At 69.8% G+C, this 20613-nt stretch carries 23 protein-coding genes; 12 read left to right on the plus strand and 11 right to left on the minus strand.

The window, feature by feature from the left end; genetic code table 11:
* Nucleotides 1-199: 199 nt before the first annotated feature.
* The 5 genes from ACZ59A_RS41260 to ACZ59A_RS41280 all read left to right on the plus strand — a co-directional run bounded on the left by ACZ59A_RS41260 (nt 200) and on the right by ACZ59A_RS41280 (nt 4620).
* Entirely contained in the window at nt 200-1057 is an 858-nt protein-coding gene (locus ACZ59A_RS41260; RefSeq protein WP_470970058.1) for a tryptophan synthase subunit alpha, read from the plus strand.
* A gap of 66 nt (nt 1058-1123) precedes the next feature.
* Entirely contained in the window at nt 1124-1465 is a 342-nt protein-coding gene (locus ACZ59A_RS41265; RefSeq protein WP_470970060.1) for an SH3 domain-containing protein, read from the plus strand.
* A 314-nt stretch (nt 1466-1779) separates the two neighbouring features.
* Complete coding sequence (locus tag ACZ59A_RS41270) at nt 1780-2148, plus strand: hypothetical protein (protein ID WP_470970063.1); 369 nt, start codon at nt 1780-1782, stop codon at nt 2146-2148.
* Between the two features lie 348 nt (nt 2149-2496).
* Nucleotides 2497-3726 (plus strand): cytochrome P450 family protein, encoded by a 1230-nt coding sequence (locus ACZ59A_RS41275; protein ID WP_470970065.1) that lies wholly within the window; start codon nt 2497-2499, stop codon nt 3724-3726.
* A gap of 57 nt (nt 3727-3783) precedes the next feature.
* A complete protein-coding gene (locus tag ACZ59A_RS41280; protein ID WP_470970067.1) occupies nt 3784-4620 on the plus strand; it encodes a cytochrome P450 family protein in 837 nt (278 codons plus the stop codon).
* A 39-nt stretch (nt 4621-4659) separates the two neighbouring features.
* Here the strand turns inward: ACZ59A_RS41280 and ACZ59A_RS41285 are convergent, their stop codons facing one another.
* On the minus strand, nt 4660-5400 hold the full coding sequence (locus ACZ59A_RS41285; RefSeq protein WP_470970070.1) for a hypothetical protein: 741 nt from the start codon (nt 5398-5400) through the stop codon (nt 4660-4662).
* 522 nt (nt 5401-5922) lie between these two features.
* Here ACZ59A_RS41285 and ACZ59A_RS41290 point away from each other — a divergent pair.
* From ACZ59A_RS41290 to ACZ59A_RS41300, 3 genes are all read left to right on the plus strand, one after another.
* Nucleotides 5923-8697, plus strand: a complete 2775-nt coding sequence (locus ACZ59A_RS41290) for an SAM-dependent methyltransferase (RefSeq protein ID WP_470970073.1) — start codon at nt 5923-5925, stop codon at nt 8695-8697.
* A gap of 333 nt (nt 8698-9030) precedes the next feature.
* A complete protein-coding gene (locus ACZ59A_RS41295) occupies nt 9031-9171 on the plus strand; it encodes a hypothetical protein (RefSeq protein ID WP_470970075.1) in 141 nt (46 codons plus the stop codon).
* The gene (locus ACZ59A_RS41300) at nt 9165-11192 is read left to right on the plus strand and encodes a helix-turn-helix domain-containing protein (protein ID WP_470970078.1); all 2028 of its coding nucleotides are present in this window, start codon (nt 9165-9167) and stop codon (nt 11190-11192) included. Before ACZ59A_RS41295 ends, ACZ59A_RS41300 begins: the two co-directional genes overlap by 7 nt.
* A 12-nt stretch (nt 11193-11204) precedes the next feature.
* Here ACZ59A_RS41300 and ACZ59A_RS41305 read toward each other — a convergent pair whose 3' ends face one another.
* The 8 genes from ACZ59A_RS41305 to ACZ59A_RS41340 form a co-directional block, all read right to left on the minus strand.
* Nucleotides 11205-11483 (minus strand): HAD family hydrolase, encoded by a 279-nt coding sequence (locus ACZ59A_RS41305; RefSeq protein WP_470970080.1) that lies wholly within the window; start codon nt 11481-11483, stop codon nt 11205-11207.
* The gene (locus ACZ59A_RS41310) at nt 11386-11844 is read right to left on the minus strand and encodes an HAD family hydrolase (protein WP_470970327.1); all 459 of its coding nucleotides are present in this window, start codon (nt 11842-11844) and stop codon (nt 11386-11388) included. The genes ACZ59A_RS41305 and ACZ59A_RS41310 overlap by 98 nt, the downstream gene beginning before the upstream one ends.
* A gap of 145 nt (nt 11845-11989) precedes the next feature.
* The gene (locus tag ACZ59A_RS41315) at nt 11990-12379 is read right to left on the minus strand and encodes a hypothetical protein (protein WP_470970083.1); all 390 of its coding nucleotides are present in this window, start codon (nt 12377-12379) and stop codon (nt 11990-11992) included.
* Nucleotides 12376-13593 carry a recombinase family protein gene (locus ACZ59A_RS41320; protein ID WP_470970085.1) on the minus strand — a complete coding sequence of 406 codons (1218 nt, stop codon included), beginning with the start codon at nt 13591-13593 and terminating at the stop codon, nt 12376-12378. The genes ACZ59A_RS41315 and ACZ59A_RS41320 overlap by 4 nt, the downstream gene beginning before the upstream one ends.
* A 57-nt stretch (nt 13594-13650) precedes the next feature.
* Entirely contained in the window at nt 13651-14358 is a 708-nt protein-coding gene (locus ACZ59A_RS41325) for a hypothetical protein (RefSeq protein ID WP_470970088.1), read from the minus strand.
* Nucleotides 14359-14540: 182 nt separating this feature from the next.
* On the minus strand, nt 14541-14837 hold the full coding sequence (locus ACZ59A_RS41330; protein WP_470970090.1) for a hypothetical protein: 297 nt from the start codon (nt 14835-14837) through the stop codon (nt 14541-14543).
* Nucleotides 14834-15205: a DUF6247 family protein gene (locus tag ACZ59A_RS41335; protein WP_470970093.1), complete on the minus strand. Its 372-nt coding sequence runs from the start codon at nt 15203-15205 to the stop codon at nt 14834-14836. The genes ACZ59A_RS41330 and ACZ59A_RS41335 overlap by 4 nt, the downstream gene beginning before the upstream one ends.
* Nucleotides 15202-15618 carry a hypothetical protein gene (locus ACZ59A_RS41340; protein ID WP_470970095.1) on the minus strand — a complete coding sequence of 139 codons (417 nt, stop codon included), beginning with the start codon at nt 15616-15618 and terminating at the stop codon, nt 15202-15204. The genes ACZ59A_RS41335 and ACZ59A_RS41340 overlap by 4 nt, the downstream gene beginning before the upstream one ends.
* A 203-nt stretch (nt 15619-15821) precedes the next feature.
* Between ACZ59A_RS41340 and ACZ59A_RS41345 the strand changes: the two genes are divergently transcribed.
* On the plus strand, nt 15822-16034 hold the full coding sequence (locus tag ACZ59A_RS41345) for a hypothetical protein (RefSeq protein ID WP_470970098.1): 213 nt from the start codon (nt 15822-15824) through the stop codon (nt 16032-16034).
* Nucleotides 16035-16105: 71 nt separating this feature from the next.
* Here ACZ59A_RS41345 and ACZ59A_RS41350 read toward each other — a convergent pair whose 3' ends face one another.
* The gene (locus ACZ59A_RS41350; RefSeq protein ID WP_470970100.1) at nt 16106-16657 is read right to left on the minus strand and encodes a DUF6233 domain-containing protein; all 552 of its coding nucleotides are present in this window, start codon (nt 16655-16657) and stop codon (nt 16106-16108) included.
* A complete protein-coding gene (locus ACZ59A_RS41355; RefSeq protein ID WP_470970102.1) occupies nt 16557-17948 on the minus strand; it encodes a sporulation protein in 1392 nt (463 codons plus the stop codon). Before ACZ59A_RS41355 ends, ACZ59A_RS41350 begins: the two co-directional genes overlap by 101 nt.
* A 362-nt stretch (nt 17949-18310) precedes the next feature.
* On the opposite strand from ACZ59A_RS41355, the gene ACZ59A_RS41360 reads away from it, so the two are divergent.
* The 3 genes from ACZ59A_RS41360 to ACZ59A_RS41370 are packed head-to-tail and all read left to right on the plus strand — an operon-like array spanning nt 18311 to nt 20573.
* Complete coding sequence (locus ACZ59A_RS41360; RefSeq protein WP_470970105.1) at nt 18311-19045, plus strand: hypothetical protein; 735 nt, start codon at nt 18311-18313, stop codon at nt 19043-19045.
* Between the two features lie 2 nt (nt 19046-19047).
* Complete coding sequence (locus tag ACZ59A_RS41365; RefSeq protein ID WP_470970107.1) at nt 19048-19716, plus strand: dTMP kinase; 669 nt, start codon at nt 19048-19050, stop codon at nt 19714-19716.
* A complete protein-coding gene (locus tag ACZ59A_RS41370) occupies nt 19713-20573 on the plus strand; it encodes an isocitrate lyase/phosphoenolpyruvate mutase family protein (protein ID WP_470970109.1) in 861 nt (286 codons plus the stop codon). Before ACZ59A_RS41365 ends, ACZ59A_RS41370 begins: the two co-directional genes overlap by 4 nt.
* The last annotated feature ends 40 nt before the right edge of the window (nt 20574-20613 follow it).

Here is a 20613-nt window from a genome sequence, read left to right on the forward strand (position 1 = left end):
GAAGGGGAGGATGAGCGTTCGCCCCCGCAGTGCTTCTGTTGGTTGCCCCTTGCAGTCGGGGGTGGGGAGGGTTACTCCCTTTTTCTCCCCCCCCCGCGGGGGGGGGGGGGCGGGGGCCCCCCCCCCCCCCCCCCGCGCGGAGTGTACGGGACGGCACGGCTGACCTTCCGCTTCATCCACCTCGCCGAAAGGCCGAAACATGGGGGACACCACGCCGAGGGCATATGCCGCGACGCAGCTGACTGACCTGCTGACCGCTCGCGGTATCCGGCCGGCCCTCGGTGTCCATCTGATGGCTGGTTACCCCGACTTGGGTGGCAGCGCTGCCGCCGCGGAGATGCTCATCCGGTACAGCGGGGCTGACTTCATCAAGATCGGCATACCGCACTGGTCACCCGACCTGGATGGCGAAGACATCCGCGAGGCGCACCGGCGCGCACTCAGGCAAGGGGTCAAGTTGCCCGAGGCGATGAGCGTGGTACACCACGCCGTCCAGCAATCCGGGGCCCCGGTGGTCGTCGTCGCGTACCACGCATCCGTCGTCCGGTACGGGCTCCGGCCCTTCGCAGAGGAACTGGCCCGCGCCGGTGTGGCAGGGGCGATGATCTGCGACCTGCCCCCCGGCGAATCAGCCAGCTGGGCTGCCGCTGTCGCCGAGTTCGGGATCCATGCCCCCACGCTTGTGTCCAGCCAGGGTTCGGACGTCCAACTCCAGCAGCTCAGAAACGCTAGCGGGTGGGTTTACGCGCCAAGCGCTGACCCGTCGATGGGCGATCAGGACCTGAACGCCGAGGTGCTGCGGGTTTTCTGCCAGCGCCTCCGGGCCACCGCAGGAACGCTCCCAGTTGTCTCAGGTGGAGTGTCGACACCGAAGCTGGCCACCGCCGTCGCTCCATACGTGGAGGGCATCATGCTCGGCTCTTCCCTGATCCGTCCGTTGCTGGAGCGGCCTGACTGGCGGGGGATGTACGACGTCGTCAGGGCTACCGCCGAGTTCGCCGACGCGCTGCCACGCCCGCGGCCTTCGACCTTCCCGACCGCAGCTGCCTCGTTCTGAGGCAGCTCACCGACCGTGTTCCACACGAGCGGACATCCCATCATCACTACTCAAGGAGTACCTGCCATGAAAACACTTGCCCGCCGAGCCGCCGCCGCGGCCGCCATCGGCACCCTGATGGTCGGCGGGGCTATCGGCGCCGCAACGACGGCCAGCGCTGCGCCCGGCAGCGGTAGCTGCAACGACTCGGTGAAGCTCAGCACCGATGTCAATGAGACCGTCAAGCTCCGCAGCGGTCCGGGCACCGGATACACGGCCCGGGGGCAGCTCGCGAAGGGCACGACCGTCTACTGGGCCTGCAACAAGGGCGAGCACTGGGGCTACGTCCGGGCCACCTCCGGCGCCCACAAGGGCCAGACGGGCTGGGTGGCCTCGTCCTACATCAACGTCCCGATGCAGCTGGACTGACCAACCGCTGAAGCGGACCGTGGCCCTGACGGCCGGAGTCAATGGGAGTGACTCCGCGCCCCATCAGCGCCACGCCGAGCACGGCCGATGTCAACCGTCGACTCCGGCCATGCTCCTCCCCGCGCTCTACGCCCGCGCCGCCTTAGAGGCGTCGGGGCGCTGACATTCGCATCATTAACGAGGGACCGATCACCATGCGTCGATCACATTTTCTCAGTGTCGCTGGCACCGTCACGGCCGCCGGACGGGGCCAGTCAGCACGCAGGACATGCGGTGCCGATGCCGACTCAGCACTTACACCGAAGGGGAAGCGCATGCGGACGCGAGGCGCTGTTTCAGTGGCCGCGGGTATCGCCGCACTTGGCCTGCTCGCTGGAACCGGAACAGCAGAGGCCAGCACCGTCAGCCACACTTACAGTCGGGGGAAGGTCGCCTTCAAGAGCAACGGTGACACGATCTCGGTGACGGACACGAAGAAAGACGGCTATTCCATCTGGGTATGGGTGGACAACCAAACGAACGGGGATTACTACTCCCTACAGTGCCGTTCCAAAGGACGTAAGGCGCCAGTCACCGTGAAATGCGTTCACAATTACCCCGAGGGTCACAAATTGCGCTTCGTGGTCTACGCAGAGGGAAAGAAGAACGAAATCAGGCAGGGCGAATTCACTGCTAGGGCCTGAGGAGCGCTGAGAAGCGCCTGCTCTCTTCGGCAGGGCCCGGATGGCTGGCCGTCCGGGCCCTGCCCGCGTTGAAAACGCCGACACGCCCCGCACTGAAACTGGGCCGATGCCCGCATCTGGCCGCCGTGCGTGCCCCCCTTTCAGCTGTTGGGCCATGCTGTGGACCGAAGCGCACATGAGTGCACCGCGAGGGGCCGCGGCGTCGGAAGCCCACGCCATGCTTTCCGGGACTGGTGTGAACTAGCTTGGTGCCTCCCCTTGTTCGTCCGTGGCCCGCAGCCCGCCCCCTAGCCCTAGCCCGCTGCTCGGCCTGTCACGGGCACCCCGAGTTGCCTGGAGGAGTACGTCATGGGTCTGGATCTCACCCATCCCCTCGTGTCCATCAGCCCCAGCACACTGGACCTGCCCGCCGAGAACGCGAGATTGCGCGAGCACGGCCCGATCGTGCCCGCTCAGGTGCCGGGCGGCGCCGCCGTATGGGCGGTCACCCGATACGACCTCGCCCGACGGCTGATGAGCGATCCCCGTCTGTCGCACCACATCAGCAACTGGAATCTGTGGCCGGACCGGCTCCCGGGCTGGCCCGCGATGCTGTTCTTGGCCAGCGAGAGCATGATCAATTCCGATCCGCCGGATCACCGTCGGCTGCGCGATGTCCTTGCCAGCGCTTTCAAAGCCACTCCGGTGGAGGACATGCGCCCCGTGGTCGAGGCGATCGTCGCCGACCTGCTGGACGATCTCGCCGCGCTCCCGGCCCACGCACCAGTGGACCTCAAGGAACGCTTCGCGGTGCCGCTGCCGATGGCTGTTTTCAGTGAGCTGTTCGGCATCACCGACCAGGCAACCCGCGACACCTTCCGCGCTCTCACTGCGACCGGCATGGACACCAGCGCCTCGCCGGAGACCGTGCAAGCGATGCACGTAACGTTCACTGACCAGCTGGGCCAGCTGATCGAGAGTAAGCGCAGAGCGCCCGGCGACGATCTGACCTCGGCTCTTGTCACCGCCGCCCGCGACGACCGCATCATCGACCGGGAACTGATCTCGACGCTGTTGCTAATGGTCGCCGCCGGTCACGAGACCACCGCCACTCTGGTGACCAACGTCATCGCGCAACTGCTGGCCCATCCCGAGCAGCTCGCCTTGGTCCGCTCTGGCGACCCCGACCAGTCGTGGACGGCCGCCATCGAGGAGTCGTTGCGTCTCAAGCCGCCGGTCGCGCACATCTTCCCCCGCTTCGCGCTGGAAGATGTGGACCTCAGCGTTGAGGGCGTCACCGTGCGCAAGGGCGAGGCAGTCATGCCAGCGGTGGGCGCCATCGGCACCGACCCTCACCAGCACCAGGACCCTGACGCCTTCGACGTCACCCGTCCCCGGAAGAACCATCTGGCGTTCGGACACGGCATTCACCACTGCATCGGCGCGCCACTGGCCCGCCTTGAGGCCGAGATCGCCCTGCCCGCCATCTTCAACCGCTTCCCTGGCCTGGCCGTCGCCGACGGCCCCGACCCCGCCCCCGCCCCCGTCAGCACGTTCATCGTCGACGCCGTCGCGCGCTACTGGGTCACCCTCGACTGACCTCGCTCCGCCCCCAACAGCACACTTCACCAAATCGCCCTTATACAGCGAGAGTTGATGACCACGAACCCCATCAGCGGCCCCGCCACCGCGGGGCCGCCCTGTCTCCTCGACGGCCTGGCCCCGCACCGGCACGGCCGCGCGGCCGCCCGCGCCCTGGCCGAGATACCCGCCGCCCGGGCCTGCGACTACATCCGCCTCCTCGCCGACAACCTGCGCGAGGACCTCGCCGCCGCGCCCCGAGGGGACCTACACACCGCCTACGCCACCCCACTGGTCCTCAAATCTCTGTGCGGCCTGCTGGGCGTGCCGGAGCACTACGCCGCCAACGTCGACGTGAATGTCGAGCACATCGTGTGCAACGGGCGCTACACCGATGAGGCCACACGCCGACTCAGCGCCCGGATGGCCGACCTGGGCGCGGACAAGCGCGCGGAGCCCGGCCCGGACCTGCTGTCCCGGGTGCTGGAGCATGATCCGGACCTCTCCCGCGAGGAGGTGGGAGAGGTGGGGTATCAGGTTCTGGTGACTGGTATGCGGCACCTGCCCGAGGTCCTGTGTACTGCGGTGCTGGAGCATCAGGCCGCTCGTCGGCACGGCAGGCAGCAGCAGCCCGTGGCCGACGGTCCCGAGGCGGGAGTCCTCTGCGCGCGGGGCCGTGCATGCCCAGCCTGTGCGGTCTCTCACTGCATCGTCAACGTCGGGGTGGAGCGGATGGTGGACATCCTCCCGGACCTGCGGCCCGCGCCCGGTGACCCGGGCCGTGTGCCGGTCCGCTTCGAGCGCATCCCGGCCTGGGCACTGGCGCTGGGAGGGGACACGCCGCCGCTCGCCTGGCTGCCGGACGGAGCGTTCTTCCCCGCCCCGGATCCCCTCGGTCGGCCGGGAACATAACGGAAGGGAGGCCGCGGGGCAGCTCACAGCGCCCGGTCGCTAGTCGCCGCCGACGGCGAGCAACTGCCGCTCGAATCGGAGGTCGGCAGCCGACGGGCGCTCAGGGTCAGTGGCAGCACGCGCCCACGGTGCCGCGGGCGCCTCCCGGCCGTACACCACATCGATGACCCAGGCGGCCACATGCTCGGGCTGCGACAGCGAGTCCACCCGGTCCGGCTGCGCGGCGAACACCTCCTCCGACCGGTCCGGCAGCCCCGTCACCAGCCAGCCCGTGGTCTCGCTCCACCGCAAAGTGGCAGCCCCGTCCGGCAGGGCGAGCCGCATGTGCGCAGCCCGCGGTTCCTCCTCCAGCTCCGGCGCCCCCGCTTGGATCCCCTGCCGGTACAGGGCCGCCGTGACGCGCCAGCAGTAGGCGGCATGGGCCCGCCCGAACGGCAGCTTCTGGTCTCGGTACAGAGCCACGATCTCGTCCGCGTGCACGACAGTTTCCCTTCCTACGGCATGACGTGCCCCGCGCCGAGGGCATCCCCGCTGGTCCGCCGGTCCGGGCAGCCATTCCCGCCAGCCTGCCACACCTCCGATTGAGAGCTGCTGTGGTGTCGCGGCTCCTTCGTCGCACACGCCGTCGTCCCAGGCGAACAGAGTTGCGTGGAGTCGCGCGACGAGGTCGAGCAGCGGGGTGTGGCCGTAGGGCATGGTGCTGGCCGTCAGCGTGCCGAAGTCGGCCTGTGCCAGGCGGTGAAGCTGGCCGGGCTCGGTCTCCAGGCCGTGGCGTCGCATCCAGGCCAGGGCGCGGTTGCCGATCTGGCTGGCCGCCGGATGCGCGGCGGGTGCTAACGGGGCCAGAAGGAGGGCGGGCTGAGCTGTTCGCCGGTGGTCGCGGGGTCGGAGCCCGCTCCCGGTATGTCGGCGGGGCTCATGGGCGCACCGCTCTGGTCGGCGGGTGTATCCGCTGCTGCGGCGCGAGGCGCAGGCGGCGGGCCAGAGGGGACGGCAGCGCAGGAAGGGGGGTGCTCGGTTCCATGTGCATCCCTCATGAGCGGAGCGTGGCTGAATTACGACCTGTTGGACCGGCGCATTTCTGCCCTGCGGTCGTCGTGTGCAACCGGTATCACCCCAGGTGTGACCTGTGTCTCGACGGCTTGTCGAGTAAATCCCGGAATGGGTGGGCGATTTTGACGGCAGCCCGTGTCAGGTGTCATGAACAACAGTGTGGTGTGGCGCTGACCTCGCAGCATCACTGTGAGACGGGGAATGTGCCCGATTGATCCGGGTGTGCAAAACAGGACAGCAGGAGTCGTCATGGTGACCGTGCAGGACCTCACGGAGGGCGAGCTTCGTGTGCTGCGGCCGGTGGGCATGGGGGAGACGCCCGCCACCGCACGAGCGGCCGCACAGAACATCCGGCAGATAACGATCCTGACGCCGAAGGTCCGCACCGAAAAGCTCCGGGAGGCGCTGGTCATCGCAGATGGCGACGCCCCCTGGCTGTCGCCCGACGCAGCGGATGAGGACATTGCAGAAACGATGCGCCGACTGATGCTGCGCGGCGCTGTCGGGGTCGCTGTTGTCGGTCTCCACAGCGCTCCCGGGCACATGCGGCGGCTCTCGGCGGCAGCTCAGGAAGCCGGGCTTCCCTTGCGACTGTCCGTGAACTCCGGCGCGCGGGCCGAAGAACTGCAGCAGCAGGTGCGGAACCGGGCGGACAGCATCCCGAAAGAGCGCCGCAACCAGCTGGCCCGTCTGATCAAAGTCACGGCACGCGCGAGCATGGAGCACGCCGGCCCACGCCCCGTCCTGGACTGGCTGGTAAAACAGGCCCGGGACGGCCGGACCACGGCCGAGATCGTCGTCACCAGCCCCGGCGAACCGCACTGGGAAACCCTCTCGGCCCGGTACGACGAGGACCTGCTGTCCGACGTCCGGCACGGCACACTGCCCTCCGCCTCCTGGGGCGGAGACCATGAGCACGCCCTGGTACAGCCGATTGGCCCCTCCGCGCCCTACCGGCTGCTGATCGCCATCCGCGCCACCGACTGGCCCCCACATCTGATCGAACTCCTGGAGCTCGCGGCCCGGCAGATCACGCTGCTGCTCGCGGCCGCGCACGCTCCCCTGCCACCGCGGCCCAGCATCCCGGCCGACCCCGAAGCGCAGCTTCGGGCCGTGCAGCACCTTCTGACCGGGGAGGTCGCCGAGGCAGCCGAATGCGATGTGCCGGGCCTGCCGTACCTGCTGTCCCGCGACCGCGTGGCCGTGTGCGTACTGGAATGCGCGGCGCACGAGGTGGAGACGGTGGTGCAGCAGTGCCGGGCCGCACTGGACGACGTGGCGCTGACGGTCCCCTCACCCGCCAGCACCACTCAAGTGCTCGTCCTGCACGCCCTGTCCGGACACGACGCGGCAGAGGCGACAGGCCCCCTGCTGACTGCGGTGGTCACTGCCGCGCCCACCCGGAGCATGGGCATCGGGCGCCCCGTGGTGTGGGAGCGCACGGCGCACAGCTACGCCGAGGCACTCCAGGCCGTACGCACCACCCGACCGGAGCGCCCGGTGCGAACGTTCGGCGGCGCACTGACACCGCTGGCCGAGAAGCTGCCCGCGCAGGCGAGGGCCTGGGCACGTGCGGCGCTCGCGCGTGTGCCCGAGGCGGAGCAGGCCGAACTGCTGCCGCTGGCGCGGGTCGCACTCACCACGGGGCTGCGCGGGGCGACCGAGCTGACCGGCGTCATCCCCGACTCCCAAGAGCAGATCGCCCGCGGCCGCGGGCGCAGCTCGGTCGGTGCCCGCCTCGCGCGGCTGGCCTCTCTGCTCGGGCAGGACGACGGACTGCCTGCCGGGCGGGCCGTGCTGCACCTGATCCTTCAGCTGGCCAGCCTCCCCGCACCCGCCGATGAGGTGCCCGCGCTGCCGCTGGCGCAGATCCTCCAGACCCCGCAGGCCCAGGATCACGCCCACCAGCTGACCGAGCCGGTCGCGCAGGCCGACCGGGCCGACCGGAGCAAGCCGCCCGCCCGGCACATGGCGCATCTCGCGGCCTGGGCCCGCTTGGGAAACCTGAGCGCGGCCGGGAACGACCTCGGTGTCCACCGCAATACCGTCAGCAAGCGCCGCGGGCGCTTGGCGTCACTGACCGGCCAGCCCCTCATGCCTCCGCCCTGGGAGGGCAGCTATGAAGTGCTGCTCGCGCTGGCCGCGCTGGGGACGGGCGGCATCGCGCTGCACGACCCGCTGGAGTCCGCCGCCACGGCCTACGACGCCTCTGGCCCTGGCCTGAGCAATGTGGCCCGGCTCCACCAGGAGCTGATGGGCGGAGGAGGCAAAGACGCGCGGGAGGTGGACGCGCGGCTGGCGTTCTTGCTGGAGGAGGTGTATGCGCCGATGCGCGAGATGACGCGGGTCAACGAAGCCTTTGTGCAGGACAGCGCGGTATGGGCAGTCCGCAGGGGATATCGCCAGGTCCTCGATCTGGGGTGCGGCTATCCGCTCGATCCGGCCCTGCCCGACCTCGCCCAGGAGGCCGCGCCCGATGTGCATGTGGTCGGGGTCGACCACGACGCGGTGGCCATCACTCACTGCGATGCGCACCTGCGCCCCGACGGCAAAACTCGCACGTTCGTGGTCGGCGATGCCGCGGAGCCCGAAAAACTGCTGGCCCACCCCGAGCTGACCGCCACCCTCGACCTCAGCCAGCCCGTGGTCGTGGTAGCGGGCATCGTCTGGCAGTTCACAGAAAAGGACCTCGCGCAGATCCTCGCTCGCTATGTGGCCCTGCTCGCGCCGGGCAGTTGCGTGATCATGAGCAACGGGACCCTGGACATCGACCCCGAGCCGACGAGGCTGGCCATGGAGCGGTGGCGTGAGCACACCCCCGTCACCCCGCGCAGCCGGGCAGAGATCCTCGCGGCGCTCACCAGCGCGGGCCTGACTCCCCTCGCCCCGGAGTCCGGCGCAGCAGGCCCCGACGCCCCGCTACACGAGCGGATCGTGATGGTGAACCAGTGGCACAACAAGCTCGACTCCCCCGAAGCCCAGGCGAGTTGGCCCGATTGGGGCGTCATCGCGGTGATGGAATAAGTACCCCCGGAAGGCATGTCGGCAGGGGTGTCCCGGGCCCGCGTGACCGTCTTCTGCGCGCCCGGGGAGGCGGCGTGTGCCTGCGTCGCACGCGGCGGGCATGAACGTTCAAGGGGCGATGGGGCGTCCTGGTGGCGCCGGGTGCGTACGCCATGAATAGGTAAAATCTTGCTGTGCAAGTGGCACTGAGCGCTCTTCCGTTCCACCTGCACACCCATCAGCGGTTCCTCGGGCCACTCGCACACGGTCCATGCCACATGCACACGGCGCGCTCCTCCCGGGATGGCTAGCGTCCTCGTGACCCCAGTCGCCCCACGTGCCTGGAGATGACCCATGCGCAACTCTCCCGCCCTGCTTTCGTCCGCCGAACCGCCCCCAGCCCCTGCGGCCAGGGCCGTGCGGCGTGCGGCGGAGTTCATCGGCGATGTCCTCGGTGTCACCGAACTCGACGAGGTGAAGGCAAACCGATGCTGACCGTGGACGACCTGACCGAGGGCATCAAACCGACGTTGCACCACCTTGAAGTGCCCGACCCTCGCTCCCCTCGCCTGATTGAGCAGGTGGTGGTGTGCGGAGACTCCTGGATACCAAGTACCGGCGTCGGTGATGGGCAGATACGGGGAGCCCTGGTAATCGCTCCAGCCGCAGCGGCCTGGCTCAACACCCCCAGCGAAACCGAGCGAAGGGTGCGCATCCTCGAACGCCAAGGAGCCGTCGGCCTCGTCATCGCGGCGCAGGACCAGGGCGTTCCGTCCCTGACTCAAACGCGAGGCCGCCGAGGCGGTCTTCCCGTGATGGTCCCTGCCATCCCCCACAGTGCCACCGCGCTCCAGACCCTCATCCAGCGCCACCAGATCGAGTCCCTGCGCCACTACGCACGCCAACAGGCCCGCCTGCTGGAGATGGCGCCGCGTCTGGACGTCACCAGCGAGGGCCCACAACGGCTCGTGCGGTGGCTTGAGAGACAAGCCGGAGCCCGCGTCACCATGATCCGCGGGCGGGCCAACCCCCTCTGGCGGGCGATGACCGAGTCGGGCCACGACCGTCTGCTCGCGGACCTGCGCAGCGGGCGCATCACCACCTGCATGCTCGATGTCGGCAACCAGCACTACATGCTGCACGCTGTCGGCAACTCCACCCCGTACCGCATCCTTGCCGCCCGCCGGCCAACGCCATGGCCCTACCCGGCGCGCTCCCTGGTCCCCTTGGTCGCCGGTCAGCTCACGCTCGTGAGTTGCCAGCTCGAACTGCAAGCCCGCGAACGCCGCCTCGCCCACACCGAGACAGCGAACCGAGTGACTGTCCTCCAGGCGATGATCTCCGGGGACCTCGACCAAGCCGAGCGCGCCGTCGCGCCGCTGTTGCCGAAACTGCTCTCCGCCACATCTGGAGAGATCAGTGTGCTTGAGTGCCCCGTCGACGACGACCGGCGCGCCGTCGCCGCAGAGTGCGACCAGGCCCTCGGGTGGCAGGCGCTGACCGTCATCTCCCCAGCCCACGACCGGCACATCGTCATCTGCCGCCGCTCCCCAGAACGCGGTGAGCCCACCACGGCCGAGCTGCTGGACCCGGTTCTGCACGCCAACACGCAACGAGCCCTGGGAGCCAGCACACCGCTGCCATGGGCGCGCACCGCGCAGGGCTACTCCGGGGCCCTCAAGGCGCTGGAAACCGCGAGGCTCGTCCCGGAGCGAATAGCCGTCCACAACATCGGTGAGCCGCTGGCCGCCGTGCTCGCGAACAGGGCACGACCCTGGGCCACCGCTCTGCTGCGCCCTCTTCGAGAAGCGGTTGCATCCCAGGAGGAGTACCAGCGCTTGATCGACACCGCGCGGCTGACAGCGACGTTCGGACCGATTCGCGCCGCGAAGCTGCTGGGCGAGATGGAGCCCGCAGGGCTTGCCGGGCCGCATCGCAACACGGTCGCAAAGCGCCTCTCGTCCGTGATGCAGCAGGTCGGCCTCGCGCCCGGTTTGGAAGGCCGGGCAGTGCTCGACCTGGCGATACAGCTGCTCGATACTCAGCCGCCGGTAGCCACGGCTGCATCGCGGAAGATGCCTTCGCTGGACACCCTGCTGCGGTCGGACCCGACCGTCGTCGAGTGGGCCACCAGGCTGCTGGCGCCCCTCTCCCCTGAGCAGAAGGAACTGCTGGCCACGTGGCTGTCGGAGGACACGTCCATCCAGCGGACAGCGAGTGCGCTCCAAGTGCACCGCAACACCGCCCGGGCCCGGCTGGAGGCGGCAGGGACCGCGGTCTCCCGCGCACTGCTGGAACCGGGCAGCGGTCCGCATGATGTGCTCTTCGCCCTGGTCATCGAAGGCATGCTTCCGTCGTCGACGGTCCCCGATCCGACCATCGGCACAGGGACCGGTGCCGAGCATGGGAACGTCTGGCCCTCGTCTTGGGCGTTCGCCCGGCCGGGCCCCCTTCAGCAACGTCAAGGCGCGGCCCCACTTCGCGCTGCGACGCTCACGTGGGCCCCGACTGGCTAGCCAGGTGGCTGATCAGGTAGCGATGAGTTGCCCGAGGTCGTGTAACGAGTCGATCTGCCAGTCGGCGGCCGCCGCCTGGGGTGTGCCGGACCAGAGATGGCCCCAGGGTCCACGTTGCAGATGCGCGGCGCGCAGACCTGCGGCCTTCGCCGGGCCTGTGTCGTTCGCGGGGTGATCGCCTACGTAAAGGGTCTCACCGGGCGCCGTTCCCGCAAGCTCCAGAACGCGGGTGAAGAACCCGGGTTCCGGTTTGGCCACACCCCACTCTCCCGAGGTGGCGATTCGCGTCAACCGGCAGGGCGAGGTCCCGCAGCAACTCTCCGGTACGCGCTGTCTGGTTGCCCGCGATGACGACGCGTACGCCGGTCTCGCGAAGAGCGGCGAGGGCAGGACGTACATCCGGATAGAGATCGGACTCGTCCAACTGCCCGTTGAGGCCGCTGGCCTCCATGGCGGCGCGCTCGGCAGCGATGTCGATACCGGGCCGTACGAGCCGCAGCGCCTCCGCGTTGTCGCGCCCCTGCGCCACGACCGCCCCGACCAGGGCCGAGGGGGTGTGCCGGGGAACGCCCAACCAGTCCGCCCACGCTGCCCAACCCCGGTCGTCCCGGATCAGAGTCTCACCGATGTCGAGCACCACCGTGCGAATCATCCGGGCAGCGTAGGGCAACCCCATCTGCCCCTGCTGTTCGCGCCCCGCCTGTGGGAGTGCCCCTTTCACCCTTCGTCGGGCAGGCGCCATCGGCCGCATCCGAGCTTGGCTGCGGCCGATGGCTGCGCTGTCGTGGGTGTCCGGTTCACCGGGTTCCGTCGCGGGGCCGGGGAGGAGGGGCAGCCAGAGGTGTCGAGTCCTCCGCGTCCTCGGCAAGGAGCAGCTTCACTTGCCTGGTCGGCCATCTTGTCGCCCACGCGATGTCGCCCACCGTTGTCCGCCGCAGAGCAAGGGAAGTCGCCGCCTCGCGCAGAGCCGCCATGTAGACGTCTTCGGCGGCCCGCAGCTTTTCCAGCTCCGGCGTCGTCGGGGTGATGGTGACCTCGGCGGTCACGCCGACGAGTTCGAGCCCCTGCTTGATGCTCGCGTGCGCCGCCTTCTGCGTCCGCCCATGCCCGTACACCCCGTACTCAGGGATGTGTACCACCCAGACCCTTCCGCGCCTGGTGGCCTGGCATTCGATGGTCTCGCTCACGTCGCACTCCCCATGTCGTCGATGACCTGCTGCACGACCATGTCCGGGATGGGGGTGGGCAAGGCCACCTGCTGGCCCCCGATCCGGTACAGCGTGTGCGTGTCGCTGCTGCGGACCGCGGTGACGGTAAGCCCCAACCGGCGGGCCGCGGCGCGGATACGCAGCAGCGCCCCGCCGCCTTCCGCCCCCGCGCGCAGTCCTGCGGTGACCTCCTGGGCCTGCTTCCACTCCTGGACGCTGACCACCGGCTCGTGCACGATCCCCGGCGACCACACCCACTGCGAGACCGGGTTCACCCGGGAGAACCCCGCTCGGCCGGTGCGGGTCGCCTTCCGGTTGTACACCTGGTGACCGGTCAATTTGGGGTTCGCGATCAGGCCCTCCACCAGGTTGTGCGTCCACTGGCCCTCGATCGGATACCGGTCGGGCTCCGACGCCAGGATCGCGATGATGTCCGCGGCCTTGAGATGCTCCTCCCGCCGCAGGCGGCACAGCTCCCATGTTGCGTCGAACCGGCGCCGGTCGGGGTGCGGAGCGAGCTTCCGCTTCGGCCGCTCCGCACCGAATCGCCCCCGCTCCCGCACCGGGGCGTTCTCGTCGATCACCGCGACGTACGGGTAGGGCGGGTAGCCGTGGTTCCATCCGCCGACGGCGTGCTCGACCTGCCCGCCCATCGACATCTCCATCAGCGCGGCCCGGTAGAGCTCCGCGTCGAGCTGGGCGGACCTGCGGGTGCGCAACCGTCCCGATTCGGTGCCGCCGACCGGCTCATTGGCGTAGATCACCTCCACCCCGTTTCGCTGCAACTCGTGTTCCACGGTGAGGCTGGTGAGCATGGCGCGGGCCACGCGGTCAGTCCGCTCGGCCAGAACGTGGGTGACACCGATTTGACCGGCACGGTCCACGAGGTCCTGGAGGCCGCCGTCCCGAGGAACCGGGACGGCGAGTGCGTCGTACATCTCCTGCGGCCCATGGCCCCGCAGCTCCGGGGGCAGCATCCCGGATTCGACGTCCCAGAAGTGGGCGACGAACTCCTCGCCCTCCTCCAGACGGTCGGAGGCGAGGGTCACTTGCCGCGATATGGATGTGGCGGGGTTTTGCTGATCTTTGGTGGAGACCCTGCCGAGGAATACCGAGCGGCGGGGGCGCCCGTCTGCCTCCTGGTAGTTCGGCAGGTCGGTGAGGTCGATGGGCGGTCCGAATTGCAGGGGCATGACATTCCTGTGAGTTGAGGGTCCGGCCGGATAGTCGTTGAGGAGAGCGGGGCGGGGTCAGTCGCCCTCGCCCCATCCGTTGCCGCGCCCCATGGCGATGGTGCGCTGCGTGACGAACTCGACCGGCCAGGGAAGTACCAGCGGCCGGTGCTTGCGCCCGTCGGCGGGCCGGTGGACCATGCGGCGGGTCGCGGGACGCCACTGATGAGCGTCGGGCAGGTCACCGCGGCCGTCCCGCCGGGCGGTGGTCTCGATCGCGTAGACGTCACCCTGTCGGCGGACGCGCTGTCCCGCGGCCTCGGCCTTCACCACCGCGGCGGGCGTGAGCCAGGCCAGGCCCTCGGCCACGGACGTGACGCTGCCCGCGACGCGAACGGCCCACGGACCGGCGTCGTCCCTCCCGTACAGGTAGGCCAGGTCGACGAACCGCGGCTTGACGCGCTTGCCGTACCAACGCCACCCGGACGCGCCGATCAGGGCGATTCCGTCCACGCGCTCCACGACGAGCAGCGGTATCGACCGGTTCTCCCCCTCGATGCGGGTCTCTCCGCCGCGCCGGACGATCTCGGCGACCGCACCGGCCAGGAACCGGGCCTGGGCCCGCTCCTTGACCGGCGGGAGAGGAGCGGGGGCGGCGTTCAGTGCGGCGCGATGCCGGCGGAGCCGGGTGATGGCGGTCTTGGAGCGCTGGCCGGGCATGTCGTAGTGGGCCAGGTGACGGGCGAGAGAGGCGACGGTGAGATCTGCAAGTGCGGGCCGGGACATGGGTCTGCTCCTTATTCGATGCGTGCGCCCGGATGCGGGCGCCGGGCAGCGGACGGACCGGGGCGGTCGTGCCCGCCGCACCTAATCCTAGACTTTCAAAGTCTAGGATTAAAGCCCGGGACGCAAAGCAGCCCCGTTCCCGGAGTGGGAAACGGGGCTGCGGGCCTCGAATGCGCGAAGAGCTACAGGTCAGCGAACGGGGGACAGATGTACGTGATCGCGATAAGGCGCAGGCGGGGCAAGGGCAGGACCAGCATGAACCCGTCTTCCAGGACTGGGAGGCGCCGCACGCCGCCCGCGGCCCCCGGCCTGGGGCCATCGCCTACGGCCGTGACGTCGATGGCCATCTCGGCCAGGTCGACCAGTTGATCGGCGAGCCGCTCCACCTCTGTGACAACGTGCCCGGGCAGCCCCTTCGCCACGTGCGCATGGTCGGGCTCGAACTCCCAGCGCCACCCCGGCGCGGCGTCCTCGATCACCCGGCGGTCCGCCCGTCGATCCCGGCCTCGGCCGCCGCCCCGGCATGAATAGCGGCTACCTCGGCAGCGATTGCCCGCCCCTCGGCCAGATCCTCCACCTGCCCCGCGCGGGCCTCCAGCTCGCTCAGACGTGCGACGCGCGCAGGAAAGCGCTCGATCGCCACGACGTGGGCCCATTGCCGCAGGAACCGGCGCATGGGGGCCGCATCGACCTGGCTACGGGCGGCCTCCACCGCCGCCGTCCGCTCGGCGTCGAACGCGGCCACCTGGGCAGGCGAGATCCGCACCAGAGCCGCGCGCAGATCCTCCGCCGTGGTCTTGGGCTGCGGAATCAGCGATCCGTGCCCGTCTGCTGCCGCTTCACTCATGCCCTCACGCTCTCTTCGTCCGCCGTACCGGTGGGAGCTGCGGTGATCCGCAGCTCGACGCGTCCCTCGGCATACTCCCGCAAAAGCACCTCACACAGCAGCCCGAGCCCGGGATCACCTCCCCGGCGGTCCGGCTCCTGCATCTTCCACCTGGCCTCTGCCCTCTCGCGCACGCGTTCGTCGAGATAGACGCGGCACCCCTCCCGTTCCACCGTGCCGTACGTGCTGCCAGCAGGAACGGGCGCGTCGAGCACCCCTTCGCCGTACGCCTTCAACAGCGCCTCCAGAACCCGCGAGCGGGCACGGGCCAGGCCATCGCCCTCGGCGCGATACTTCACCTGCCGCTTCCACAGATCGGTGTCCATCCAGACCAAACGGCCAGGACGCGCCGTGCTCTTGTCGGCGGCTCTCACGTTTCCTCCATCAGACGCTGGTAGCGGTGCATCCCATCAAGGCTAGATTTTCAAGGTCTAGCAAACAACGCGTCCGGCACACCTTGCCACTCCAGGGATACAGAGCGCCGATCCTGCGCGCGTTCCTGAAGAGGACCGCAGTCAACAGCACGCGCTGGGATACTCCTTTTCGACCCCGCTTCCGATGACCGGGAAGTGTCTAAATGTTCAACGCCGATGCGTCCACGGTCATCTTCGCCATGACCGGGGCCGGGTATCTGGTGGGCGCGTACATCACCTGGTCGCGGCGTTCCAGGTGGGCGGAGGACGCACAGCGCTGGAAGGGCTGGATCGGCTGGATCCACGGTCAGCGACAGCTCAACGCAGAACTGGCCCTTGGCGTCCTCTTCATGGGCCTGGCCCTCGTCCGTGCGTAGACACCTCGTGGGCGTTCGCCCGACGAGCGCCGGGCCGCCTTCCCAGAACTGGAAGACGGTCTCGTAGGCCGTCATCGGCGGGCTACGGAGGGTGAGACGTGGAGGTGGCCCCGAAGCCCTTGCTCCGGCTTGCAGGCGGTGCAAGAAGCGATCTGCGGGTCGGCGAGTGCCTCCGCCGCAGCGGCGCGGCTGAGGCTGGGTTCTCCTGGCATCCAGCATCCGGCGCGGTGAAGGTAGCCACGGGGTGCGCGGGCCTTCTGTCCACGCCGCATCCGTTGGACCCACCAGTGGGGTCGGCTCTCGGATTCTGCGAGCGCGGCCCGTACCAGGGCAAGCCGGGTGGCCAGCTCTGCCTCCAGGGCTCGTAGCCCTGCGGCATCACTCGGCATCTCGCTCACAGGTTCGATATTACTTCTCGCCCGGGCCGGGAGCTGGTGGACGGTGCGGGACTCCTTCGTAATGGGCGGATTGCCTGCCCAATCCGCCTCGTGGGAGTGATGATGGTGAGGAGGGGTGTCGGTTTCAGGCGGCAATGCCGAGTTCGGTACGGGCGCGGTGGATGAATGCCTGGACGGCTGGCTCGCGGCGCCAGGGAGCGAGGGCCGTGTTGAACTCGCAGACATAGTCCTTGGCCCGGGTGGACTGGACGCGGGCGAGGATGTCGATCGCTCGGTTGCCGAGTTCGAGACCGTGTTCGAGGTCGCGGCCCTGAAGATGGGCGGTCCCCACGATCGCCAGCCGCATTCCGACCGAGCGGGTGAACATCCCGGGCGGCATGGCGGCGGCCTGCTGGTTCCAGGCCAGGGCCGCTTTGGGGTTCTTCAGGTCCCGGAAGACCTCGGCGGCGTCCGCGGAGAGGCGGGCGTGGTGATAGAAGTCGATCCAGGCGGGCTCGGGACCGCTGTCGCATTCAGCCTGGCTCAGGAGGTCCTCGGATGTCTTCAAGGCTTGTGAGGCGGCCATGGCATCCCTTTCGCGGGCATGGGCCCGAGCCTCGATCAGCTTGGTGAAGGCCAGCACCCGCGGTGCGGAACGCCCCTTGGCTCGCTCGAAGGCGCCTTGGGCCATGTCGACGGCTTCGGAAGCGAATCCTCGCAGCAGGGACTGCATCGCCATGGTGGTCAGCACGTAGCAGCCCAGTTGGATGTCTCCACCGGCTCGGGCGAGGCGGAGGGCCTGGATGAAGTGCCGCTGGGCGACGTCGTGCTGGCCGACGTCAAAGGCTGTCCACCCGGCCAGCCGGGACAGCTCACTGGTGACGGAGAACAGGTCACGGCCGACCGCGTCGGTGAAAGAGCCCTGCAGTAGCGGGGCGGCCCGCTGCTGGAGGCAGGCGGTGACGGAGTTGGCCTTCCAGCTCCCGCCGCCGTATTTGGAGTCCCAGCGGCGTGCCTCGTCGGCCGCGTCCTGGAGTTCTTCCAGGTCGGCGCGGCCGACCTGTTTGCCGCCCGTGTGGTTGGCGGCCTCGTCGGCAGGGGTGACCAGCCAGCGGGTCACGGGGGTGGTGAACGCGGACGCGGCGAAGCCGGATCCGGTCAGGAAGTTGCGGCGGTTCACGGAACTCCAGAACGCAGTGGCCACTCGGACCGCATCGCCACGGTCCCGCGGAAAATCCAACCCCACCTGGGCGTGCGGTGCCTGGGCATCGCCCATTCCGATTTCGGCGAGCGTCACCGGCCGCCCGAGTCGGTCGGCGAGGGCCTGGGCGAGGAAGGTCGGCACGGGCCATTTGGGGGTCATGCCGCGTCGGCACCAGTTCGCGACGGAGGTATGCGAGTACCCGGTCTCCTGCCCCGCCTGCTGGGCTAGCTGGTTGATCCGCAGGGCCAGGGAATTGTGGCTCGCGCCGCAAGCCTCGATGAGCCGGGTCAGGTCCGCGTTGGGCGGACGCGTCCGGCGGCTGGTCGATACCACCTTAAATCTCCCTTTTCAACCAGATCAGCGACGGGCCTGCTGAGGAAAACCCACTGGGCCGGTCCGCATCGGGCTGGGCATGTTCGGTCGCGCGTACCCGGCTGGGCGCGGGAAGTCGGCACCCCCCCCCACGCCTGGAGCCACCGAGGGTATTGCCTTGCGGACCCTGGGTGGCCGGGTTTGCGAGTTGTGAGCCCCCCTGTGAGCCCTCCCGGTGCCCGGCGGCAGCCGATGTGATGAGCCCACATGACTGCTCGTCAGGCCGGACATCGGCGGCTGACGATGCCCCTCAGTGACAACCACCCTGTGTAGCCGCATCGCTACGATGAATCGCTTCGTCCTGACCACTCAAGGAGTACGGCGTGGATGGATCCACCCCTACCGTCAGCCCGCCTGGAGCGCTTCGTCCGGCGTCCGTTCGGGACAGCTGGCAGGTGCTCGCCGACGGGCTGCATGTGCAGCGGGTGCACCTGCACCTGGACGAGTGGCGGGAGGCCGCTGGCCGCCCGGCCGGACAACTCGGGCTGCCCAGCGAGTTGGACCCCGTCGACCTGGTGTCCCGCCCGGCCCTCGTCGTGCCGTCCGACGCCCCGGTGATCGGCGCCGCCGGCCTGGATCCGTGGATCGCGGTGCCCCAGCGGCTCGGGCACGACCCCGTCGCTGCCGGGCCGCTGACGACCACGGTGGACGAGGTGGCCAGGGACCTGACGGGGGGCCTGGACGGCGGCACGGAAGCCGCTGTGCACGGCGCGGCCCGGGCCAGCGCCTGGTGGATCGGCGTGTTCGCCGTCCTCCACCACGAGAGCGGCCGCACCGCCTCCCTGCCGATGCTCCAGAGCGCCGCCCGGGCCGTCGCCCTCGGTACGGCGACGCGGGTCCTGCGCGCCGCGCTGCACACCAGGGGTGAGGACGACCAGGTGCTGCGCATGGCCTACTGCCGGGCCGTGACCGCGGCGGTGGTGCTGGAGCCGTCGCTGCCGAAACTGCTCGGCGAGATCGGCGGGATGCGGCTGACCGACCTGGTGACGACCTCGGTGCCGTGGCGCGGCCAGTTCACCAAGTACGAGTCGGGTACCGGAGCGGGGCAGGTGGAGTAGGGATGGACATGTTTCCGTTCGTCGTGATCGAGGGCCTGGACGGCAGCGGCAAGACCACGCTGCGCAAGGGCCTGTTCCGGCTGTTCGACAGCCTGTACGGGGTGACGCCGCTGTCGGTGCTCACCACCAACCACCTCGCCCCCGAGGTGGTTGCGGACCTGGTGGAGGGCAAGTACCGGCCCGCCGAGGGCAACCGCGGCCGCTACCTCGCGGCGCTGCGGGCCGACAAGCGGGCTACCGTTGAGCGTCTGATTGCGCCGTCGCTGCCGCTGCGGCCGGTGATCGCGGACCGGTGGCTGCTGTCGGAGCTGGCGTTCTTCCAGGTCAAGCACGGCCAGGATCCGGCGGAGACTTACGCCGAGCTGGCCAGCGTGATCGATCTGGTGCCGGATCTGACGCTCGTTCTGGACGCGGCCGCCAGTACCTCCATGGAGCGCGCGGCCGCCCGGAGCATGGGGGACGCGGTCCGGGAGGACTGGGACGTGGACCACGTGCAGAGCGCGGTGCGCGTCACGTACCAGGCGGTCACCGGCAGCCCGGCCGCCTTCCCGAAGATCGGCCCGACGGCTGGCATCGACGCCTCCCAGCCCCGGGCCGGGGTGCTCGCGCAAGCCTGGTCCGCGCTGCTGGAACGGGGCCTGACCCCTGGTCTGGCGAGGAGTGGCCGGTGAGCGCCGGGATATCCGCGGCCGGCCGCCTGCGGGCCGCTCTCGACGGCGCCGCCCGCTGCGGGGTCCCGGTGCAGGCGGTCGGGGCGGTGAACGCCATGGCCGCCCGCGTTGCCGCCGGGGCGGGGTTTGACGCGCTGTGGGTCTCGGGGCTGGAGGTGTCGGCCGCCTTCGGGCTCCCGGATGCGAACGTGCTCGGCTCCCGGGACCTGGCCGACGTCGTCACCGCGCTGCGGCGCGTGGCCGCGCTGCCGGTGATCGTGGACGTGGACAACGCCGGAGGCACCGGGCCGTCGGCCGCACGGTACGGGTTCGACCTCCGGGCGGCCGGTGCGGCCGCCGTCTGCCTGGAGGACAGCCGCTACCCCAAGTGCAACTCCTTCTCCGAGCACCGCGCCCAGGGTCTGGCCGACGCCGCGGTGGTGGGCGAGCAGATCAAGGAGCTGCGCTCCGCCGCCCCGGACCTGCTGCTGATCGCCCGGACCGAGGCGCTGATCTGCGGCGCCAGCATGGACGACGCGCTGGCCCGGGCCGGGCTGTACGAGGCGGCGGGGGCGGACGCCGTGCTGATCCACAGCAAGGACACCACCGGCCACCAGGCCCTGGAGACCGGCCGCCGCTGGACCGGTGTCCCGCTGGTGAGCGTGCCCACCGCGTTCCCGCACCTGGACCGGCGGCGCCTCGGGCAGGCCGGGTTCTGCCTGGCGATCTACGCCAACCAGCTCTCCCGTGCGGCCCTGGCGGCCATGCAGAAAGCCGCCGACGGCTTCCGCACCGCGGGCGTCTTCCCGGCCCATGAGCTGGCCGACGTCCAGGACCTGATGCGCGTCGCCGACCCCGACGCCCGCGCCAGCCTGTGACACCCCCCTTCCGCCCCGACGACCACGTCACGGAGGCACA

Source organism: Streptomyces sp. NPDC040405, from assembly GCF_055595765.1.